The following is an 18,779-nucleotide window of genomic DNA, read 5'->3' on the forward strand; positions in this document are numbered from 1 at the left end:
ATCGGTCTTGGTATCACTGTGCGGTGAGGACACCCGGAAGCCCCTTGGTGTAGATCGCATTCTGGAACGTCGACAGCGGAGGCGCCGACGGGATCTGCTGTTGTTCCGCAAGGAATTCCGCGGCGCTGTGCAGGTTGTCGGCGACGTTGCCCGGCTTGCCCTCGGTGCCGAGCCACTGCGGCGAGGTCAGCTCGGCGTCAGTCAGGTAGATGCCCTGCTTGAGCTGGTTGGCCGCGTCCTCGGGCGTCGTGTTCAACTGTGCGGCAATAGCCTTGGCCGCAGCCTGCGGATCGTCGTGGATCTGCTTGAGCGCGCGTGCTTCGGCCTTGCGCCAGGTGTCGACGACGTCGGGGTGATCCTTCGCGAAGTCCGACGACACGACGCCGAGGTCGAGCGTCGGCTTGCCCCAGGTGGCCACCTCACGGCTGGTCACGATGGTCTTGCCGGACTTGCGCAACTCGTCGAGCGTCGGCAGCCAGGTGTAGACGGCATCGACGTCTCCGCGCTGCCACGCGGCCAGCGATGCCTGCGGCTGCAGGTCGATCAGGTTGACGTCTTTCGGGTTCACGCCGGCGTGGTTGAGAGCGGCGAGCAGACTGTAGTGCGAGGTCGATGCGAACGCCGTGGCCACCCGCTTGCCCTTGAGGTCGGCGATCGAGTTGATCCCAGTTCCGTTGCGCGCCACCAGAGCTTCATTGTCGCCCGCGACGTCGAGGATGAACGCGACCTGGTAGGCAATGTTCAACGGCGCGGAGAGTCCACGCGCCACGGGGCTCGAACCGATTGCGCCGAAGTCGATCTGCTTCGCGACGAACGCCGTGTTGATGTCGGCACCCGAATCGAACTTGGTCCACTTGATGTTGTACTTCGGCAGCGCGTCCTCGAGCCACTTGTTGTTCTTCACGATCAAGTCGCCGCTCGGGAAGGACTGGTAGGCAAGGCGAATCGTCGGTTTGTCGCTGTCTCCGGACGACTTGTCGACCGAGCAACCGGTGAGTACAACCGCGGCCGAGGCGACGAGAGCACCGACGGTGACCCCGAGCGAACGCAACCGCGATCGACGAGACGCGCTCGATGTCAGGAATGTCATTGTTGTTCAGGCCTTTCCACGCCACGGCACCAGGCGGTGCTCGATTATCCGAAGTATTCCGTCGATGATGAGACCCGACAGTCCGATGAGGACGATGCCGACCAGCACGACGGGAGTGTTGTTGTAGTTGCTGGCATCTTTGACGACGCCACCGATGCCGGGAATGCCGTTGAAGAGCTCGGCCGCGACCACCGACGAATAGGCGATGCCGACCGAAAGCCTGATGCCCGTGAATGTTTCGGGTAGCGCGGCCGGGATCACGACGTCGGAGATCACCTCACGCCTGCTTGCCCCCAGGGCGCGTGCAGCCTCGATCAGCGAGACCGGAGTGGCGCTGACGGCCGTGGTGGTCGCCACCGCTGCCGGGGGAAGAGCGGCCAACGCGAGAAGCGTGATCTTCGGCGCCTCGTCGATTCCCAGCCAGATGACCAGGAGGAAGAAGTACGCCAGCGGAGGCAGTGCGCGCAGGAATGTCAGCCACGGCTCGAGAAGTCGTCGGACCCACGGGATCGACCCCATGATCAGCCCCAGGACCACACCCGCGGCGACGCCGATCACGACACCGACGAAGACACGACGCAGCGTCATGTACAGGTGTTCCCACCAGTAATAACCGGCATATCCGACGACGCCGTTGTGCGTCGTCGACATTTCGACGAAGGCGTGCCAGACAGTACCGAGGCGAGGTACGAACGTCTCGCTCCAGACGCCGCTGACGGCGACGGCTTGGTAGACGGCGAGGAACAGAACCACCGAGAGCACCGGAAGCCCGAACTGGAGTGCAGCAGAACGAAGTCTGCTGCCGGTCGAGGTCTTCTCGACCCCTGGTTGTCCGCCCTGCTGCTCCTCGGGCGTGATGTCGACGAACAAAGTCACCGGCTATGTGTACCGGTCCGGGCAGCGCGCGACCATCCTTTTCCTCAGCGTGAGAAAAAGGCCCACCGGATTGGCGCCATGGGTCGTCGATTCTTTAGGGACGTCGACGATTATGTACGCCAAGCATACGTCCGCGCAAGGGATTTCGACTCGACGGCGGGTACGGACCTACACCTGCGGCCGGCCGCTCCGAGTAGACGTCAGCAGCAATCAGCTGAACGCCAGCCACACAGCAAGACCGAGCCCGCCGAGTCCCACCGCGATGCGGAGGGGCCCGGCGGGCAGTCGTTTGACCACAGGTGGACCGCACCAGCCGCCGATCAGACAGCCGATCGCCATGGCAATCGCCGCCGGCCAGTGAACCGGACCCCAGATGATGAACCCCACGGCCGCAACAAGATTGGCGACGCCGAGAAACAGAGACTTCAACAGCGTTGCGCGCCAGAGTGGTTCGCTCGTCACGACGAGAGTCAGCGCGAGGAGCACAATGCCCGCGCCAGCGCCGAAGTAGCCGCCGTAGATGGAGATCAGGCCGAGTCCGACGACGAAGAGCCACGGACGGTCGGCGTGGCGTGAGGCGAGTCGTCGAAGCTGTGGCTGAACGAGCAGAGCGATCGCCGCAAACCCGACGAGGTACGGCACGATCACCTTGAAGCTATCGGGGGGCGTGATCAAGAGAATGATCGCGCCGATCGTGCCGCCGATCAGCGACGCGACCACACCGGCGTACAGCGGCCGACGATCACCCGCGAGCAGTACCTTGCCGGACTGGCCGAGACTCCCCGCCCCCACCGCGACGAGCGACACCGTGTTGGTGACGTTCGCCGCGATCGGGCTGAGTCCCACTGCCAGGAGCGCGGGATAGCTGACCACCGACGCCAAGCCGGTGACGTATCCGATCAGCCCGGCACCGAACCCCGCGACGAACAGCAGCGCGAGGTCGAGCACGCTCATCGGTCACGCCCACTCTGCCCGACAGAGCGCCCAGTCGACACGACAGAGCGCCCAGTCGGCAGTACGCGACGCCCAGCCGGCCCGACGGAGCGCACAGTCGACGAGATCAGGTCAGTGCGCGAAATGCCGTGCACCGGTGAGGTACAGGGTGATGCCGGCCTCTGCGGCGGCCTCGATGACCTCTTTGTCGCGGATCGACCCGCCGGGCTGCACAACCGCCGATACCCCACCGTTGATCAGCACCTGCAGACCGTCGGGGAACGGGAAGAAGGCGTCCGACGCTCCGACGCTGCCACTGGCCCGCTCGCCTGCGCGGGTGACGGCGAGGTGCGCCGAGTCGACCCGGTTGACCTGCCCCATACCGACGCCGACAGAGGCGCCGTCCTTGGCGAGCAGAATGGCGTTCGACTTCACCGAGCGGCATGCGCGCCAGGCGAATTCGAGATCGGCGAGGGTGTCGGGATCGGCCGGGGGTCCTGCGACGAGTGTCCAGTTGTCCGGGTTGTCGCCCTCGGCGTCGAGGATGTCGCGATCCTGCATGAGCAGGCCGCCGGACACCGGACGGAACTCGAGTCCTGCGCGCACCGGCGGGGTGGCGCGAAGGATGCGAATGTTCTTCTTGCGCTGCAACACCGAGAGCGCGCCGTCGGCGAAGCCCGGAGCGATGATCACCTCGGTGAAGATCTCGGCGACCTGCTCGGCCATCTCGACCGTGATCTCACGGTTGGCCGCGATCACGCCGCCGTAGGCGCTGACGGGGTCGCACGCATGGGCGAGGCGGTGCGCTTCCCCGATCGTCTCACCAATGGCGATGCCACAGGGGTTGGCGTGCTTGATGATTGCGACGGCGGGTGCGTCGAAGTCATGGGCGCTACGCCAGGCGGCGTCGGAGTCGGTGTAGTTGTTGTAGCTCATCTCCTTGCCGTGCAACTGTTCTGCCGACGCGAGGCCCTCGGGAGCAGCGGTGGATAGGTAGAGCGCCGCGGCCTGGTGAGGGTTCTCGCCATAGCGCAGCACGTCGGAACGCTTCCAGGTGAATCCGGTCCACTCGGGGAACTTCGATCCGTCAGTCGCGGGCGCAACCTCCTGCGACATCCAGGAGGCAACAGCGACGTCATAGTCAGCGGTGTGGCGAAATGCCTTGGCGGCCAACTCACGTCGCTGTGTGAGCGTGAATCCACCCTCGGCGACGGCAGCGGAGACCTGCTCGTAGTCCATCGGATCGACGACGACGGCAACGCTGGGATGGTTCTTGGCCGCGCCGCGCACCATCGACGGTCCGCCGATGTCGATCTGCTCGATGCACTCGTCGGGCGTCGCACCAGACGCGACGGTCTCGGTGAACGGGTACAGGTTGACCACGACGAGATCGAAAGGGGCGACTCCCAACTCGTCGAGCTGAGCGACGTGCGACTCCTTGCGACTGTCGGCGAGGATGCCCGCATGCACCTTGGGGTGGAGCGTCTTGACCCGACCGTCGAGGCATTCCGGGAATCCGGTGAGCTCCGACACCTCGGTCACCGGAATTCCAGCTGCCGCAATGGTTTTCGCAGTCGACCCGGTCGAGACCAGTTCGACGCCCGCCTCGTGCAACGACGACGCGAGATCGGCGAGGTCGGTCTTGTCGTACACACTGACCAACGCGCGCTTGATGGGGCGTCGACCTGTGTCTGCGGGGGTGGCTGCGTTCACGGAATCCGGGCCTTTCGTCCGTCGATGACAACTCCTCGGGTGACGAGTTTCGCCACAACGTCGGCGAGCAGGAATCGCTCGACCGACTTGATGCGTTCGTGCAGGGTCTCCTCGGTGTCGCTCGGTGAGATCATCACCGGCGCCTGCGCGAGAATCGGACCGGTGTCGACGCCGTCGTCGACGAGGTGGATCGTCGCGCCGGTCACCTTGACGCCGTGCGCGAGAGCGTCGGCGACGCCGTGCGCGCCGGGAAACGACGGCAACAACGCCGGGTGAGAGTTCACGATGCGACCACCGAAACGCGACAGGAACGCCGGGCCGAGGATCTTCATGAAACCTGCGGTCACCACCCACGCGGGCGCTACCGCTGCCACCTGCTCGGCCAGCGCCTCGTCCCAGCGGGCACGGTCGGCGTGGTCGGAGACACGACATACGACGACGGGAATCTCGTGGCGTTGCGCGATCGACGCTGCGCGACAATCACGGTCGACGACGACTGCCGTCACCTCGAAGGCGGAGTCGGGGCCGTCGGCGCGGTCGATGAGTGACTCGAGCAGTGTTCCCGTACCCGACGCCATCACGACGATCGGGACGCGTACCGGGTTACCGGCAGCGTCTACGGGGGTTCTGTTCACATCTGCGAGCCTAGTGGATCGCTTTTCGCGCCCTGTGAGCGAGTCGTTGCGTCCCCGGCGCTGATCGGATCGACGTCGGTGCCGTCATCGTCAAACCCGGTATCGCCGTCGAAACGGGCATCATCATCGACTGCACCGCTGTCGGAGCCGACGCCGTCGTCGTCGCTGTCGCTGAGATCGCTGCCCTCCTCGAACTCCGCGGCGTCGTCGAACTCCACGTCATCACTGGCGCCGCCGTAATAGGAGTCGTCCTCGTCCCAGGAGTCGTATTCTTCGCGGGAGTCGGCGACGTAGTCGTCGTCGTATCCGGAGTCGTCGAGCCAGGTGTCGAGGTCGTCGGCATCCTCGGCGCCGGACTCCGCCTGCAGCCTGGCGCGCCGAGTCGATGGCAGGCACCCGTAGATGAGCGCGACGATGAGTCCGACGACGACAATCCAACCGAGCGTGAACACTCCCGCCGCTGCGACGTTGATGCCCGTCGCGCCGATCTCGCCGAGTTGGCCGCCTGCGGGCCATGCGAGGAGCACGACGATCGACGCCGCAACCGCTCCGGCCACGCCTACAGCGCGGACGTGCGCGATCGGGTCGAGTGATCGGCATCGCCAACCCACGTAGCCGGCGACGGCAGCGGGGACAACGAATCCGACGACGCCGAGCGTGCCGTAATCGGCATCGGGGAGCGCTGCGAGTAGCGGCACGGGCGGCATCGGCCCGCTACGTACCGACAGAAGGTCCACCGACATCGCCCCGACGTGGACGTTGGCGCCAACGAGAACAGCCGTCGCGCCCACGATCACGTTGGGAAGGTAGAGGATCGACAGCACGGTCAGTCCCAGGTAGCCGTCGAAGCGGTAGCCGCCGCTGATGACGTGCCCGACGTCGGAAAAGCTCAGCAGCAGTCGTACGAGAACGAGAACCGACCCGGCAGCGAGGAGCGCGACCGCGGCAAGCAGACCGAAGCGAAATCCTCGACGGTCGGGTGCGGTCACCGAGGTCAGTGCCGCCAGGTCGCGACGACGTCGCCAGGCAACACCTGCGGCTGTCGCCAGCCCGTGCAGAGCGATCGTGCAACCGAAGGCCGACAACGCATTCGGGGCGGCAACAGGTGTATCCGACGATCCGTCCATGAGCACGGCCAACGCCATCGCGGTGATCACCAGCGGTCCACCGATCGCGGCCGCCACGATCGCCGCGAGCTCAGACGCCGACCGCCCGACGCGGCTCGCCGACGATGCGAATCCGGCAGTCCCCGCCGCGACGAGCAGCGTCGGCAGCATCGGAAGCACGCTGAGCGTGACGCCGTTCATCGTCATCGGCACCTGGTGGATGGCCAACCAGCACGCCGAGATCACGTTCGCGATGCCCGAGATATCTCCGCCGGACATGAGGAGTACGGCGAGTACACAGACCACGAGGACCATCAGCGTGAGGACCGGCACCCCGAATGCGACGAGGATCAACTCCCGCGCGCTGCCCTCGGTGCCGAGGCGCTGCGCGCGGGTCGTCCGCCGCACCTGACGCAGACGCGCGGAAAGACTCTCTCTGGGCACAGACCTGATCGACGACATCGTTACGAGCGTGACACGAGTGACTGCAGTTGAGTTGGAGACGCGCCGAGAGATAACACTCACGGCATACGTGTAGGGCCCCGCAACGTGGCGGGGCCCTACATGTAGTTAGTTGTTCGCGTTGGTTCTCAGCTGCCCGGCGATTCACTGCCGGGATGCCGGCCGGGCATCAGGTCGACGACGAACTGCCCTTACCCGACTGATCTTCGGGCCGGTGGAACGCCGTGGTGCGGTCCCCGTATCCACTCTCGGCCGACGGTGACGACGCCTGCGGCGCCGCGCCCCTCGACGCTGCCCCCGTGGAGCCGGCTCCTGTGGAGCCGGCTCCCGTCGATTCCGACGCGGCCGGACCGCTCGGGTACCCACTCGAGTGCGAGGCGGGACTCGACGACGGCTGAGCCTGCGAGTACGACGAGGCCGAATAGGGCGAGTAAGACGATGACTGCGGTGATTCCTGAGCCGACGCGGCGCCCGCACCGTACGCAGCCGAGTCTCCCGCCTGATGAGACGGCGACTGGCCGTAGGTGTAGGCCGACTGTCCGTAACCCGCGGCGGAGGGGCTCGGTGTAGCGGAACCAGCGGCAGCGGGCGTGGAGGCGACAGGTGCCTGCGCCTTGCCCGATGCCCGTGCGTCGCCATAGCCGGTCGCCGTCGCCTGCCCGTATGCCTGTGTGGCGGGAGTCGTCTCGGCCACGACGGTCGTCTGTTCGACGGCGCTCACGGTCGAACCCGCGGGAACCGACCCGGTGGTTGTGTCAGCGCCCGGCGCCGGTGCGAGTTTGACCGCTCCGAGCACGATGAGCAGCCAGAAGATGGCGAGGCCCGCGATCAACAACGAGATAACCATCTGCACGTAGTCTTCCCACGACGATGAGGGAGCCGTCACGCCGTAGTTCGCGTAGTTCGATACGTCTGTCAACGAGGTGTGGATGAGCGAGTAGATCCGCGTGATCGCGTCGGCGCCGGTCAATGCGGCCAAGACCGGAACGAGCGCGTTGACGGCGACCTTGCTCGGGAACAACGCGGCGAGCAGCGACAGCGCGATCACGATGACCCCGAGCGACAGTCCCGACCCGTAGCTCCAGAAACCGACGAACAGGTTCAGCACAGCGAGCACGCTCAGCGCGATGGCGAGGAACAGCGAGGTGTTCGCCGGAAGTCCCTGGCTCACAGGCTTCGGCGTGGCACCGTAGCCGTACTGCCCCTGCCCGTACTGGTTGTAATCGGCCTGACCGTATCCCGGCTGCGAGTACCCGGACTGGGGATATCCCGATTGTCCGTACTCCTGCTGGCCGTAGCCCTGCTGCCCATAGCTCTGTTGGCCGTAACCCTGGGTCTGTCCGTATCCCCCGGCAGCCTGCTGGCCGTAGCCGCCAGTCTGTCCGTAGCCGTACTGACCGGCAGCCTGCTGTCCGTAGCCCTGCGGGGACGATCCCTGTTGGGACGGCCCTTGCTGGGATGATCCCTGCTGCTCAGAGCCGCGCTGCCCGCTCCCGGCCTGCGGATATCCGGCTTGTTGTCCGGCCTGTTGTCCATAACCCTGGCCCGAGTCGGAGGCGCCGAAACCGGAGCCCCCCGGCTGATAGCTCATACGTCATATCTCCTGGTCGAAGCGTGCGGGCCGCGCCCGCACAGACACGTGGCACGGCAGTTCCCCGACCACGCTAGTACATCGGTGTGAGACGGATCCCTCACCACTGATGTTCGCGACCACGTGCTGCGTACCAGTCGATGAGGCCCGGATCGTCGATCGACCGGGGGTCGACGTCGACGCCGGTGCGGCCCGCGAGGATCGCGGTCACCGGCACCTCGAGCTTCTTACCCGTGCGGGTGTGCGGGATGCCTGGCGCCTCGATCGCCTCGTCGGGCACATGCCGTGGCGACAATCGTGTGCGGATCGACGAGGCGATCATCGAGCGCAGATCGTCGTCGAGCGTGGCGCCGGGCATCAGGGTCACAAACAGGGGCATCCAGTACTTGCCGTCGGGTCCGTCGACGCCGAGTACGAACGCCTCCGCGACCTCCGGGAGGCTTTCGACGACCTCGTAGATGTCGGCCGATCCCATGCGCACACCCTGCTTGTTGAGCGTCGCATCGCTGCGGCCGTGGATGATGAGCGAACCCCGATCGGTGACCGTGACCCAATCGCCGTGTCGCCATACCGGTTCCGAATCGGAGTCGGTGCCCGACCATTCGTGCGCAAAGTACGCCGCACGATAACGAGCACCGTCCGGGTCGTTCCAGAAGCCCACCGGCATCGAGGGCATCGGTGCGGTGACGACCATCTCGCCGACCTCACCGATCAGCGGCGTGGTGTCGGGAGCCCAGCTGGCAAGCGCCACACCGAGGTAACGCACCGAGAGCTCACCGGGCACGACCGGCTGACCCGACGAACCGCCTGCGAACGCGGTCACCACGTCGGTGCCGCCACTGATCGACGACACCGGAATCCCGGGGCGTACGTTCTCGTCGATCCAGTCGAACAGATCGGCCGACAACGCCGAACCGGTGCTCCCGATCCCCCGTAGCGCCGCCAGGTCGTGGTCGCGGCCCGGTTGCAGGCCTGCCTTGCGGCTCGCCTGCAACTGTCCGGGACTGGTGCCGAAGTAGGTGACACCTTCGTCGGCGACGAGTGCCCAGAGCCGATCGGCGTCGGGGTAGAGCGGTGAGCCGCTGTAACAGACGATCTCAGCGCCCACCAGCAATCCCGCGGCCCGGAAGTTCCACATCATCCAACTCAGCGCGGTGTGCCAGAAGAAGACGTCATCACGCGACAGATCGGCATGCAGGCCGGCGGCTTTCAGATGTTCGACGACGACGCCGCCGTGCCCGTGCACGATTCCCTTGGGACGCCCCGTTGTTCCCGAACTGAAGAGCACCCACAGCGGATGATCGAACCCGACCCGCACCGGGATGTCGGCGTCGGGAACGTCGGACTGCGCCTGCGAATTCGACGCAATGGCGCTCTCGTAGCTCAGAATTTCGATTCCGCGGGCAGGCTGTCGCGACGGATCTCCGACGACGATGTGGGAGCCCAGCCCTTCGAGAAGGCCTGCCAGTTCGGCGCTGTCGGCCGTCTTGTCGATGTCCTTGCCGTTGTATCGGTAGCCGTCGGCGGTCACCAGCACCTTGGGCTCGAGTTGGGCGAGTCGGCCCGCGGCACCCGACGGCGCGTAGTCCTGTCCGCAACCCGACCAGATCGCGCCGACCGCGGCGGTGCCGAGGAACGCCACCAACGCCTCGGGAATGTCGGGCAGGTAGGCGGCGACCACATCGCCGACACCGACCCCGAGCCCGCGCAGCGTGCGCGCGAACGCCAGCGACTGCTCGCGCAACTGTGCCCACGTCAGCGACACACGCGTGCCGCTCTCGTCGACTCCGACGATCGCGGTCCGCGCGGCGGCGTCGGGATCGTCGGCGTGCCGGAAGACCTGATCGACGTAGTTCAGGGTGACGTCGGGAAACCATTGCGCGCCTGGCATGTCCGTCGACGCGAGGACGGCGGCGGCGCCTTCGGCGAGCGGACCGGCAACGGCGTCGAGGTCGAAGAAGTCCCACACCGCGCGCCAGAACTGCGCAGGACTGTCCACCGACCAGGCCCACAGCGTCGCGTACGACGACGTGTCGACGCCGTGGCGCTCGGCGACCTCTCGCGCGAAATCGTCCATGCGCGTTGTTGTTTCGCCTCGGCCCGAAGATCCGGGGTCGGTCATCACGCCAACCCGAGAAGGTCGACGGACTCCGCGCGCATCGCCACCTTGCGTACCTTGCCGGTCACGGTCATCGGGAATTCCTTGACCACGTGGACGTATCTCGGGATCTTGTGGCGCGCGATCTTTCCGGTCGCGAACTCGCGCACGTCGTCGGCGGTGAGGTCGGCGACGCCGTCGCGCAACTGAATCCACGCCATGAGTTCTTCGCCGTAACGCTCGTCGGGCACGCCGATCACCTGCGCGTCGAGGATGTCGGGGTGGGTGTAGAGGAACTCTTCGATCTCGCGCGGGTAGATGTTCTCTCCCCCGCGGATCACCATGTCCTTGATGCGCCCCGTGATTCGCGCGTACGAGTTCGGGTCCATGACGGCCAGGTCGCCGGTGTGCATCCAACCGTCGGCATCGAGCGCCTCCGCGGTCTTCTCGGGTTCGTTCCAGTACCCGCTCATCACGCTGTAACCGCGAGTACAGAATTCGCCGGTCTCACCGCGCGGCAGTGTCTCTCCCGTGATGGGGTCGATCACCTTGATCTCCAGATGCGGCCCCACCCGCCCGACGGTGCCGACCCGCAGTTCCAGCGGATCGTCGACTCTCGTCTGACACGACACCGGCGACGTCTCCGTCATCCCGTAGCAGATCGAGACCTCGCCCATGTGCATGCGATCGACCACCTGCCGCATCACGTGTTCGGGGCACGGCGAACCCGCCATGATCCCTGTCCGCAGACTCGACAGATCGTACTGGCCCGGCTCGACGTGATCGAGGAGCGCCAGCTCGGCGATGAACATCGTCGGCACACCGTAGAGGCTCGTGCAGCGATAGTCGACGACGGCCCGCAATGCGGCTTCCGGATCGAAGGTCGGCGACGGAATGACCATGGCCGCACCATGACTCGTCGCGGCAAGGTTGCCCATCACCATGCCGAAGCAGTGATAGAACGGCACCGGGATGCAGATGCGGTCGGCGTCGGTGTAGGCGAGTAGTTCGCCGACGAGGTAACCGTTGTTGCTGATGTTGGCGTGCGTGAGTGTCGCACCCTTCGGGAAACCCGTTGTACCCGAAGTGTATTGGATGTTGATCGGATCGTCCGACCGCAGCGTCGCCGCGCGTTGCGCCACCGCGGACAACTCATCGTCCGACGGCCAGGTGAGCAGTTCGTCCCACTCGGGCGTCTCGAAGAGGATCACCTCACGCAGTTCCGACGCCGCGGGCCGGGCGGCGTCGAGCATGCCCCGATAGTCGGAGTCCTTGTACCGCTCGGCGGCGAGCACGACGCTGGTGCCCGACTGGGTGAGCGCATAGTCGAGCTCGTTCTGCCGGTAGGCGGGGTTGAGATTGACCAGGATGGCACCGATCTCGGCGGTCGCGTACTGCACCATCACCCATTCGGGTCGGTTCGGCGCCCACAGGCCCACCCGATCGCCCGCCTGAACGCCGTGCCGGAGCAGTCCCGCGGCGAGCGCGAGTACCTCGGCACGGAACTCTCGATACGTCCAGGTTCGTCCGCTGGGAGCGTCGACGAGGGCGAGGTTCTCCCCGTACGCCTCGGTGGTGCGCGCGAGCGTCTGCCCGATCGTCTCCGTCAGCAGCGGCGGGTTGTCTTCACCACGGGCATAGGCCAATTCGACCTTCTGCTCGGCCATTCGGATCACTCTCTTCTCGTGGACTCATATCCTGATCATGCGGTCATTTACGTGTCGAGGTTTTCGGCTGCGGCGGCACGCGCCAGCACAGCCTCGGCCTGACGAAGCACGGGGCCGTCGATCATCTGCCCGTCGAGGCTGAAGACGCCACCGTGATACTCCTCCGACTTTTCGAGAACCTGCTTGGCCCAATCGATCTCGTCGGCATCCGGGCTGTATCCGGCACGGATGATCTCCACCTGTGAGGGGTGAATGCATGCTGTCGCGGCATACCCGAGTGCGACGGCGTCGCGGACCTCTGCTGCGAGGCCGTCGGTGTCGGGGATGTCGATGTGTACCGAGTCGACGGCGAAGATCCCCGCGGCCGCCGAGGAGATCCGCACCATCGCACGTGCGTAGCGGGCAACGTCGCGATAGGTGCCCGCCCCCGGCTCAGCCTGACCGAATCTGCTCGACTTGCCGCCCAGACCGGCCACGAGATCCTCTGCACCCCACATCAATCCGATGCAGTTGACGGCCTGAGCTATCTCGTTGACGTTCACCACGCCGAGCGGTGTCTCGATGAGTGCGATGGTCTGGAACGCCGTCTCGATGACCGACGCTGCGGTCTCGGCCTTCGCCTGCATGACCACCCGATAGTTGGTGTCGCTCAATGCCGCGAGGTCGCGCCGATAGTCACCGGTACCCGCCGGGTTGATACGCACGACGGTTCGGTCCGGGTCGATCGGGTTGGCGACCAACGCTTCCCGTGCTGCCACGCGATTCTCCGGTGCGACCGCGTCCTCGAGGTCGAGGATGACGACGTCGGCTCGCTCGAGTGCCTTCTGGTAGCGGTCGGGACGGTCGGCCGGACAGAACAGCATCGCCGGACCCGAGGGCAGCCAGGCGTTGACCAACATCTGTGGTTCACTGCCGATCTGGCTGGAAATACCGAACTGATTGGGCGGCACGATCGGGCCGGTGGTCACGATTCTCACTCCTGTTCGTTCAGACGTCGGCGGAGTTGTCTCCGGCGGCGTCAGTCGTCGGGTCGCTTCCGTACCAGTGTGGCCCTCGCGGCTCGGGCGACAACCACCCCGTCCTGATTGCGACCGACGTGAAGCAGGTTGACCACCCCTTCGCCGGGACGCGACCGGGACTCGCGGATGCCAGTGCACTCCGTCTCCGCGTACAGCGTGTCGCCCGCGAACAACGGTGCGGGAAAGGAGACCTCGCTGAAACCGAGGTTCGCGACGAGCGTCCCCTGTGTCAGTTGCGACACCGACAATCCGACGATCGTCGACAGCGTGAACATTGAATTGATGAGTCGCTGACCGCCGAAGCCGGGCTGCTGAGCCGACCACGCGGCGTCGAGATGCAGTGCCTGCGTGTTCATGGTCAACGTGGTGAACAGCACGTTGTCGGCCTCGGTCACGGTCCGACCCGGCCGATGCTCGTACACCGTGCCCTCGTCGAACTCCTCGAACCACAACCCGCGTTGTATCACCCTGCGAGCCGTCGATGTGGGCGATTGCGTGCCATCACTCATGAGAACCCCAGTTCGCGTGCGATCAGCATGAGTTGCACCTCGGTGGTGCCCTCCCCGATCTCGAGGATCTTCGAGTCCCGGTAATGGCGGGCCACGGGATACTCATTCATGAACCCGTAACCGCCGTGGATCTGTGTCGCCATCCGCGCGTTGTCCATCGCGGCTTCACTGGCGATCATCTTGGCGATCGACGCTTCCTTCTTGAACGGCTTGCCCGCCAACATCTTCGCTGCGGCGTCGTAGTACGCAGTGCGGGCTACGTGTGCTCGCGCCTCCATTCGGGCGATGGCGAACGAGACCGATTGGTAGTTGCCGATCGGCTGCCCGAAGGACTGCCGCTCCTTGGCGTACTTCACGCTCTCGTCAACACATCCCTGCGCCACACCCGTCGCGAGTGCCGCGATGGCGATGCGCCCCTCGTCGAGGATGGACAGGAAGTTGGCGTATCCGCGGCCACGCTCGCCCAGGAGATTCTCGGTCGGTACCCGCGCGTCGGTGAAGGTCAGCGGGTGGGTGTCCGACGCGTTCCAGCCGACCTTGTTGTACGCGGGTTCAGCGGTGAACCCGACCGTGTCCGACGGCACGATGATGGTCGAGATCTCCTTGCGCCCATTGTCTTTGACGCCGGTCACCGCGGTCACCGTCACCAGCGACGTGATGTCGGTACCGGAGTTGGTGATGAACTGCTTGGCGCCGTTGATGATCCACGTGTCGCCGTCGTCGCGCGCCGTTGTGGCGGTGGCTCCTGCATCCGAGCCGGCTCCCGGCTCGGTGAGCCCGAATCCGGCCAGCGCGACACCGGAAGTCAGGTCGGGCAGGTAGCGCTGCTTCTGCTCCTCGGTACCGAACTTGTAGATCGGCATCGCCCCGAGCGACACACCGGCCTCGAGCGTGATCGCCACCGACTGGTCGACCTTGCCGAGTTCCTCGAGCGCGAGCGACAGCGCGAAGTAGTCGCCACCCATGCCGCCGTACTCTTCGGAGAACGGGAGTCCGAAGAGTCCCATCTTCCCCATCTGCGAGACGACCTCGTACGGAAAGCTGTGTTCCGCATCGTGTTTCGCCGCGACCGGCGCAACCACCGACTGCGCGAAGTCGCGCACGGTGTCGATCAGGTCGGTGTAGTCCTGTGTCAGTTCCATCAGTTGGCCTGCTCCATCGAGTTCTCATCCGTTACGTGTGCAAGTGTTTGGCCCGCCGCGACCTTGTCGCCGACCTTCGCCGCGAGCGCGACCACGCCCGTGATCGGGGCTGTCAGCGTGTGCTCCATCTTCATCGCCTCGACGACGAGCACGGGTACCCCTGCCTCGACATCGTCACCGTCGACGACCGACACGGCAACGATGGTCCCCGGCATGGGCGAGGTGATCTCTCCGGCCTTCTCATCTGCGGCCTCGTCGAGAATCGGTCGGGCGAGTTCGAGAGTCCACGACCCCGTTGGTCCCGACACCCACCACGAGCCGTCGATCTCCGCGTGCGACCACGACTGACTGACACCGTCGACGATCAAGCGGTCGACGTGATCACCGTTGCCGCCCTGGTCGATTCGACGGTATTCGACGTCGGCTTCCCAGGAGTCGACGTCGTCGCCGGAGACCGACGCGCGTCCGCGCAGAGTGTCGTCGGTGGCGGCGTCGACACGGAACGAGACCGTCCAGTGCTTGTTGTCGCCGTCGACGATGCGGGTCACCACCGGTGCAGGTGCACCGATGCGCCAGCCGACTTCGGTATTCCAGACGTCGCCGGGTTGCCGAAACCCGGTGCGGGCAGCACCCAGGAGCACCAGCGCTTCCGGAACCGGTTGCGGCGCAGCGTAGTCGACGACGAGCCTGTCGAGCAGTTCGGTGTCGAGCTCGGCGTCGCGGACGCGGTCCTGCGCCAACACGAAGCGGCAGAAGTCGATGTTGGTGACCACACCGAGCACTCTGGTGTGCGCGAGAGCCTGGTCGAGACGCTCGATCGCCTCGTCGCGGTCGCTGCCGTATGCGATGACCTTGGCCAGCATAGGGTCGTAATCGCTCCCGACTACCATGCCCTCGAACATCGCGGAATCGACACGGATGCCGCTGTATTCGGACGTCTCACCCGGCACGGCCGGCTCTTCGAGCGCCACGATCGTGCCGCCGGTCGGCAGGAATCCCCGCGCCGGATCTTCGGCATACACCCGCGCCTCGATCGCGTGCCCCGACAAGACGATGTCGGACTGGGTGAGCGCGAGCTTCTCACCGCGCGCAACCCGGATCTGCTGCTCGACGAGGTCGACTCCGGTGACGAGCTCGGTGACAGGATGCTCGACCTGCAGCCGTGTGTTCATCTCCATGAAGAAGAACTGGTCGGGTCGCTTGGCGGAGACGATGAATTCGACGGTGCCCGCTCCGGTGTAGCCGACACTGCGCGCCGCGTCGCAGGCGGCCTCGCCGATACGTGCGCGCGTCGCTTCGTCGAGAAGCGCCGAGGGTGCCTCCTCGATGACCTTCTGGTGTCGACGCTGCAGCGAGCACTCGCGCTCGCCGAGATGAATCACGTTGCCGTACTGGTCGGCAAGGACCTGCACCTCGATGTGGCGTGGGGTGTCGACGAAGTGCTCGAGGAACAACGAGTCGTCGCCGAACGCCGATCCGGCCTCTCGTCGTGCACGTTGCAGCGCCGCCGGGAGTTCGTCGGCGTTCTCGACGCGGTGCATGCCCTTGCCACCGCCGCCGGCGCTGGGCTTGATCAGGACCGGGAATCCGATCTCGGGGGCTGCGGCGATCAGATCCTCGTCGGTCAGCCCCGGCCGTGACAGACCGGGCACCACCGGAACGTCGCGTTCGACGACGGCGGCGCGCGCGGTGATCTTGTCGCCCATCGTCGCGATCGCATCCGCCGGGGGCCCGATGAACGCAATCCCCGCGGCGTCGAGCGCTGCCGCGAACTTCTGGTTCTCCGAAAGGAATCCGTATCCGGGGTGCACCGCATCGGCGCCGGTCTGCTGCGCCGCGCGCACCACCGCGTCGATGTCGAGGTAGCTGCGTGCGGCGGACGCAGGCCCGAGTCGTACTGCCACGTCGGCCATCCGCACATGCAGAGCGTCGGCATCGGCGTCGGAGTAGACGGCGATGCTCCGAATCCCCATGCGGCGCAATGTCTCGATGACGCGGCACGCGATCTCGCCTCGGTTGGCCACGAGCACGCTGCGGATCGGGCGGGCTGTCGGTGTCGTCATGACGTTCTCATCCATCTCGTGTCGCATCGGTCGGTCACATCCGGAAGACGCCGTAGCGCTGATCGGCCAGCGGTGCGTAACGGGCGGTTTCGAGCGCGAGCCCGAGCAACGTGCGGGTGTGTGCCGGATCGACGATGCCGTCGTCCCACAGGCGCGCCGTCGAGTAGTACGCGTCGGACTGTTCGTCGAACTGCTCGCGGATCGGCGTCTTGAACGCCTCCTCGTCGTCGGCCGACCACTCCTTCCCGGATCGTTCGATCTGGTTGCGGCGCACCGTCGCAAGGGTGTCAGCGGCCTGTGGTCCGCCCATCACGGAGATGCGCGCGTTGGGCCACGACCACAGGAACCGCGGCGAGTAGGCGCGGCCACACATCGAGTAGTTGCCCGCCCCGAACGAGCCACCGATCATCACGGTGAACTTCGGAACGCGTGCGCACGCAACGGCATTGACCATCTTGGCGCCGTTTTTGGCGATACCGCCTTCCTCATAGGCACGCCCGACCATGAATCCGGTGATGTTCTGTAGGAACACCAACGGAATTCGACGCTGGTCGCACAGTTCGATGAAGTGCGCTCCCTTGAGCGCCGATTCGCTGAACAGCACACCATTGTTGGCGACGAAGCCGACGGGATGACCGTGCACGTGCGCGAACGCCGTGACCAGCGTCGTGCCGTAGTTCGCCTTGAACTCGGTGAATTCGCCTGCATCGCTGATGATCTCGATGACCTGTCGAACGTCGTACGGGGTACGCGCGTCGGTGGGCACGACGTCGTAGATGTCGGTCTGGCTGCGCGCGGGTTCACGCGGGGCGATCGTGTCCCACTGCGGTTGCTCGCGCGGCCCGAGGGTCGCGATGATCTCGCGGACCTTGGCCAGCGCCTGCTGGTCGTTGTCGACGAGGTGGTCGGTGACCCCGGAGACCGACGAGTGCATGGCACCGCCGCCGAGGTCCTCCGCGCTGACGTCCTCGCCGGTCGCGGCCTTCACCAACGGGGGTCCCGCGAGAAAGATGGTGCCCTGATTGCGGACGATGACGGTCTCGTCGCTCATCGCGGGCACGTAGGCGCCGCCTGCCGTCGATGATCCCAGCACCGCCGCGATCTGCGGGATGCCCGCCGCACTCATCGTCGCCTGGTTGTAGAAGATCCGTCCGAAGTGTTCCCGGTCGGGAAACACCTCGTCCTGCGCCAGGAGCATCGCGCCACCGGAATCGACGAGGTAGATGCAGGGCAGCCGGTTGGCGGCGGCGATCTCCTGCGCACGCAGGTGCTTCTTGACCGTCATCGGGTAGTAGGTGCCGCCCGACACCGTGGCGTCGTTGGCGACGATCATGCACTCACGCCCGGCGACACGCCCGACACCGGCGATCACACCGGCCGACGGCGCCTTGTCGTCGTACATGCCGAACGCCGCGAGCGGCCCGACCTCGAGGAACGGCGACCCGACGTCGAGCAGGCCGTCGACGCGATCGCGCGGGAGCAGTTTGCCGCGGGAGATGTGCCGCTCACGGGCGCGCTCGCCGCCGCCGACCGCGACGCGCGCAAGACGCTCGCGCAGCGTCGCGACGTTGGCCTCGTGCACCGCCCGACCGCTGGCCGAGCCATTGCCGCCGCCCGAGCCCTCACCGCTGGTCGAGCCCTTCTCGCTGGTCGAGCTTGTCGAGACCACGCTGGCCGAGCCCTTCTCGCTGGTCGAGCTTGTCGAGACCACGCTGCCCGAGCCGCTACCGCTGGCCGAGCCCTCACCGCTGGTCGAGCTTGTCGAGACCACCCTCGTCACAGGCAGACCTTTCGCTTCGCAGGGATGCGTGCAGCCATCCGCTTTCAGTTAGCTGCAATTAACTGAAAGCGACTCTAGCGGATCGCGGCGCGGCT

14 protein-coding genes are annotated in these 18,779 nt (G+C 66.0%); all 14 read right to left on the bottom strand.

Annotated features, from left to right (window positions below; all coding sequences use genetic code 11):
- Positions 1 to 13 precede the first annotated feature (13 nt).
- The 14 genes from GOSPT_RS15230 to GOSPT_RS15295 all read right to left on the bottom strand — a co-directional run bounded on the left by GOSPT_RS15230 (position 14) and on the right by GOSPT_RS15295 (position 18,486).
- Positions 14 to 1,090 carry a taurine ABC transporter substrate-binding protein gene (locus tag GOSPT_RS15230; RefSeq protein ID WP_005207287.1) on the bottom strand — a complete coding sequence of 359 codons (1,077 nt, stop codon included), beginning with the start codon at positions 1,088 to 1,090 and terminating at the stop codon, positions 14 to 16.
- Between the two features lie 6 nt (positions 1,091 to 1,096).
- Entirely contained in the window at positions 1,097 to 1,966 is an 870-nt protein-coding gene (locus tag GOSPT_RS15235) for an ABC transporter permease (protein ID WP_005207288.1), read from the bottom strand.
- 210 nt (positions 1,967 to 2,176) lie between these two features.
- A complete protein-coding gene (locus tag GOSPT_RS15240) occupies positions 2,177 to 2,920 on the bottom strand; it encodes a sulfite exporter TauE/SafE family protein (RefSeq protein ID WP_005207289.1) in 744 nt (247 codons plus the stop codon).
- 111 nt (positions 2,921 to 3,031) lie between these two features.
- Positions 3,032 to 4,612 carry a bifunctional phosphoribosylaminoimidazolecarboxamide formyltransferase/IMP cyclohydrolase gene (gene purH, locus GOSPT_RS15245; RefSeq protein ID WP_005207290.1) on the bottom strand — a complete coding sequence of 527 codons (1,581 nt, stop codon included), beginning with the start codon at positions 4,610 to 4,612 and terminating at the stop codon, positions 3,032 to 3,034.
- Positions 4,609 to 5,190 (bottom strand): phosphoribosylglycinamide formyltransferase, encoded by a 582-nt coding sequence (gene purN / locus GOSPT_RS15250; RefSeq protein ID WP_051993948.1) that lies wholly within the window; start codon positions 5,188 to 5,190, stop codon positions 4,609 to 4,611. Before purN ends, purH begins: the two co-directional genes overlap by 4 nt.
- Positions 5,191 to 5,243: 53 nt before the next feature.
- Positions 5,244 to 6,815: a cell division protein PerM gene (locus tag GOSPT_RS15255; RefSeq protein ID WP_210734388.1), complete on the bottom strand. Its 1,572-nt coding sequence runs from the start codon at positions 6,813 to 6,815 to the stop codon at positions 5,244 to 5,246.
- A gap of 169 nt (positions 6,816 to 6,984) precedes the next feature.
- On the bottom strand, positions 6,985 to 8,406 hold the full coding sequence (locus GOSPT_RS15260; protein WP_005207293.1) for a hypothetical protein: 1,422 nt from the start codon (positions 8,404 to 8,406) through the stop codon (positions 6,985 to 6,987).
- Positions 8,407 to 8,506: 100 nt separating this feature from the next.
- Positions 8,507 to 10,528 carry an acetoacetate--CoA ligase gene (locus GOSPT_RS15265; RefSeq protein ID WP_039856199.1) on the bottom strand — a complete coding sequence of 674 codons (2,022 nt, stop codon included), beginning with the start codon at positions 10,526 to 10,528 and terminating at the stop codon, positions 8,507 to 8,509.
- Positions 10,528 to 12,171 carry an AMP-binding protein gene (locus GOSPT_RS15270; protein ID WP_005207295.1) on the bottom strand — a complete coding sequence of 548 codons (1,644 nt, stop codon included), beginning with the start codon at positions 12,169 to 12,171 and terminating at the stop codon, positions 10,528 to 10,530. Before GOSPT_RS15270 ends, GOSPT_RS15265 begins: the two co-directional genes overlap by 1 nt.
- 47 nt (positions 12,172 to 12,218) lie before the next feature.
- The gene (locus GOSPT_RS15275; protein WP_005207296.1) at positions 12,219 to 13,139 is read right to left on the bottom strand and encodes an HpcH/HpaI aldolase/citrate lyase family protein; all 921 of its coding nucleotides are present in this window, start codon (positions 13,137 to 13,139) and stop codon (positions 12,219 to 12,221) included.
- Between the two features lie 50 nt (positions 13,140 to 13,189).
- Positions 13,190 to 13,699, bottom strand: a complete 510-nt coding sequence (locus GOSPT_RS15280; RefSeq protein ID WP_039856200.1) for a MaoC family dehydratase — start codon at positions 13,697 to 13,699, stop codon at positions 13,190 to 13,192.
- Entirely contained in the window at positions 13,696 to 14,841 is a 1,146-nt protein-coding gene (locus GOSPT_RS15285) for an acyl-CoA dehydrogenase family protein (protein ID WP_005207298.1), read from the bottom strand. Before GOSPT_RS15285 ends, GOSPT_RS15280 begins: the two co-directional genes overlap by 4 nt.
- Positions 14,841 to 16,904, bottom strand: a complete 2,064-nt coding sequence (locus tag GOSPT_RS15290; RefSeq protein WP_039856214.1) for an acetyl/propionyl/methylcrotonyl-CoA carboxylase subunit alpha — start codon at positions 16,902 to 16,904, stop codon at positions 14,841 to 14,843. Before GOSPT_RS15290 ends, GOSPT_RS15285 begins: the two co-directional genes overlap by 1 nt.
- A gap of 34 nt (positions 16,905 to 16,938) precedes the next feature.
- Positions 16,939 to 18,486 carry a carboxyl transferase domain-containing protein gene (locus GOSPT_RS15295; RefSeq protein WP_039856216.1) on the bottom strand — a complete coding sequence of 516 codons (1,548 nt, stop codon included), beginning with the start codon at positions 18,484 to 18,486 and terminating at the stop codon, positions 16,939 to 16,941.
- Positions 18,487 to 18,779: the final 293 nt, after the last annotated feature.

Origin of the sequence: Gordonia sputi NBRC 100414 (assembly GCF_000248055.1) — a bacterium.
In the GTDB taxonomy this organism is placed as follows: Bacteria; Actinomycetota; Actinomycetes; order Mycobacteriales; family Mycobacteriaceae; genus Gordonia; species Gordonia sputi.